The 2,938-nt window shown below is 39.6% G+C and carries 5 protein-coding genes and 1 pseudogene; all 6 read right to left on the bottom strand.

Features of this window, described 5'->3' with window-relative positions; genetic code table 11:
- Positions 1–619, bottom strand: a 619-nt coding sequence (locus HW443_RS10325; protein ID WP_258190031.1) for a DUF499 domain-containing protein, incomplete at its 3' end; no start/stop codon positions are given.
- A 46-nt stretch (positions 620–665) separates the two neighbouring features.
- Positions 666–1,316: an ATP-binding protein gene (locus HW443_RS10320; RefSeq protein WP_176231915.1), complete on the bottom strand. Its 651-nt coding sequence runs from the start codon at positions 1,314–1,316 to the stop codon at positions 666–668.
- On the bottom strand, positions 1,313–1,711 hold the full coding sequence (locus HW443_RS10315) for a HEPN domain-containing protein (protein ID WP_176230151.1): 399 nt from the start codon (positions 1,709–1,711) through the stop codon (positions 1,313–1,315). Before HW443_RS10315 ends, HW443_RS10320 begins: the two co-directional genes overlap by 4 nt.
- Entirely contained in the window at positions 1,701–2,009 is a 309-nt protein-coding gene (locus tag HW443_RS10310; protein WP_176230152.1) for a nucleotidyltransferase domain-containing protein, read from the bottom strand. Before HW443_RS10310 ends, HW443_RS10315 begins: the two co-directional genes overlap by 11 nt.
- Positions 2,009–2,734 carry a hypothetical protein gene (locus HW443_RS10305; RefSeq protein WP_176231916.1) on the bottom strand — a complete coding sequence of 242 codons (726 nt, stop codon included), beginning with the start codon at positions 2,732–2,734 and terminating at the stop codon, positions 2,009–2,011. The genes HW443_RS10310 and HW443_RS10305 overlap by 1 nt, the downstream gene beginning before the upstream one ends.
- Before the next feature lie 34 nt (positions 2,735–2,768).
- Positions 2,769–2,938: pseudogene (locus HW443_RS14305) on the bottom strand (IS1634 family transposase); the annotation flags it as partial.

Genomic DNA, 2,938 nt, shown 5'->3' with positions numbered 1-2,938 from the left:
ATGTAGGAGTAATTCCCCACCTTGGGCAAAATGCCCTTAGTTTTTGGACACCCTCATTAATACCTGCCCCCCTTTCTGGACCGCCGGAAAACGAGGACATAAAAATTACATTTGCAGATTTTGTTCCAAATGAAAATGGGGAATAAGCATCTCCAAGACTCCTATCCACTTTTTTAGCACCAGCATCCCTTGATGTAATATCCGCAGCAATAATACCGTTATATTCCTGACCAATATGTTTTATAAGTTCCATTTTTATCTCATCATTTTTCAGGTCGAAATCTCCTAATCTGATGAATGAGTTTTTAGAATCCTTTAGTGAATGCACAATTAGAGCAAGGATTCTCAGCACACCCCTTGTCCTTTGAAAGGTTGGAAAACTTCCCCATCTCTTGTATAGAACATCTATTACCTCTGGCTGGAAAGGAAAACTTTGAACGAACCTTTCGCGATACTTTACCTTTTCCACTCCCTCAGGAAGTATTTTCTCTCTTTCCGCATAATCCAAAAATTCTTCTATTGTATTTCTTGCCTCTTTTTCATTAACTTCACTGAAAAGTCTTCTTCTGATCACATGTGATATTTCTTCATCTTGCACGGGAGTGTAAACCTTCTCCATTCTTCCTAAGATAGTTTGAAGTGCCTGCAAGATTTCTTCAGACTTTTCATCTCGGTAAGGATTGCTTGATGGGAGAAACAAATAAAATGGTTTTATCCAATGTTTTTACTACGCCAGTAAGTTCTTGAAGAAACGCAATAGTTTGAGAGGCAAGATTTGAATCCCCAACTTTTACTCCAAGTGCTTTGACTGCTACATACTCGTGAATTTCATCTAATAAGAGCAAAAGAGGCTGATGCCTTTGAAGGAGCTCTCTTAATTTCTCACCGCCAGGCGTTACCATGCCTTCTAAGTTTTCTATTTTCCCCTCAAGTTGTCTTTCTATCTCTTCCCAGAGTGTGGGTTCATTTTTGCCTGCTGGGAATTTATCACCAGATAAGACTATAAGGTTGATACCCAATTCCTTTGCTTTGTGATAAAGTGCGATTAAAGAATGTGTTTTTCCACCGCCAAAAGGGGTTTGAAGTTGGATGATTGGGTCACCGCCCTTTCCTCCAAGCCTTTTCTCTGCAATATCCAAAAGATTCTTTAATCCAGAAGTTAAGTATGTCTTTCTAAAGAATATATCAGGGTCCTGATATTCTTCTGGTGCCCTATCTTTAAACACCTCCCATAGGTCAGCCGCAAAGACATCCATTGTAAGCCTGCCCTCAAGTATGTCCCTATGGGGTATTGCTATGGTCGAAAATGGTTTCATTCTTTATCCTCTCTTAAGATTTTTAACGCCCAATTAAAAACCTTCCCTGCAAGGGCTAACGCTTCTTGATAATCCTCTTCCGAGACAGGCTCTGCCAACCCCGGGTAACGGGTATGAACAGCATAGCGAGTAAGAATCACAGCGCTCTTCAAATCGTCTGGTATTTTGATTCCTGATTTGGAGATTAAACCAAAAAGTACATCAATGTCATGTTTCCAAGGGAACTCCACATCAAGGCTCACGAGTAAAGATTTGAGTGATTTTTCTACGCACTGTTGAGCATCGAAACACAAGTCCTCATAAAGTACATCTTGAGAAATTCTGCCTGCCTTTGCCCTCTCCAGGTTGCTTTTTGCCCTTTTTATCCAGTCATTCACAAGTTCTTTATTTCTCATAAATCGTCCTCCCGTATCTTGCAATTTCATGGTAGATTAAGAACTTATTTCCCTTTAGTTCCTCAAATCTATCCATTGTTTCAACAATTATGTCTACGGGAACTCCGATGCCAAAGAGTTTCAGATAGATTCTCTTTTCAAGCTCGTTCCTTTTAACTCTATCAGATTTCAAAACACATATATCATAATCGCTCCATTTTGTGCCCTCACCCTTAGCTCTTGAGCCAAAGAGAATGACCTTATCAGGGTCGGCTTCTTCTACAATTCTTTTAATGATTTCTCTTACACGCTCATCCATCAGAATAACATCCTTTGTTTATATGCTTCTTTTATCTCACTTAACAACCTTTCCTTCCCTGAAAGGAAACCGTCAAGGAGTTTCTTCTCTTTGCTGTCTATTTGCAATGTTTCAGATATTGCCTGGGCAACTCTATAAAAAGCATCCTTGCCACCAAAACCGCTATCAGAAAGAACCTTTTTCATATCCTCCCTATTCCCCTCTTTCCATAAAAGAAGCACATTATGAAGCACATCGATGAGTTCTCTCGAATCTTCAAGTCCTGCCTGCCTGTGCGTGTCCGCACGCAGACAGGCCAAATCTCTTTCCTGCAGTCCTAAAACCTTTATGAACTCTTTATCTTTTATTATAAATCCTTTATTCCACTCTCTTGTTAAATCGATTCCCGTGCTCTGGGCAAGTTTTCTTGCATTATCAAAAAGAACCTTTGCCTCCTGATATGTCCATCTCCAGAGTAAATAAAATCTTGTTAGTGGAGAAAGTTCTCCAGCAATGCCATTGTGCAGAATTTGACGAACAGCATAATCCGTTACGATTTCTCTTACAAATTCAAGGAGTTTGTCAGCCCTTATGATATTCCCTTCATAATCCATAACCTTCTCGTATTTGCCAAAGATTTCAATTGCAGAACCTATACCTGCGATAAAGAAGTCTGCTCCAGATATCCCTTCCTGCCATAGGCGCTCAAGTTTTTGGTAAATGTGTTTCTTTATTTCTTCTCTCACTTCGTTATACCCTAAAATCCGCATATTTTAATAACTAGGGTGCTACTGGAATCGGCACACCAAACTTTTCGAATAACATTCTCTGTTTCTGGGATATCTCAGTCAAATAAGATTTTCCGCTATTTAGCGTGATAACTCTCAACTTCTTCAACTCATAAATTACTTCCGATAAAGTGTAACTCTTATAGAGGTCTTGCTCCTTCA

Origin of the sequence: Candidatus Hakubella thermalkaliphila (assembly GCF_013281975.1) — a bacterium.
Taxonomy (GTDB): domain Bacteria; phylum Actinomycetota; class Humimicrobiia; order Hakubellales; family Hakubellaceae; genus Hakubella; species Hakubella thermalkaliphila.
This window is presented reverse-complemented; position numbering and strand designations above follow the sequence as displayed.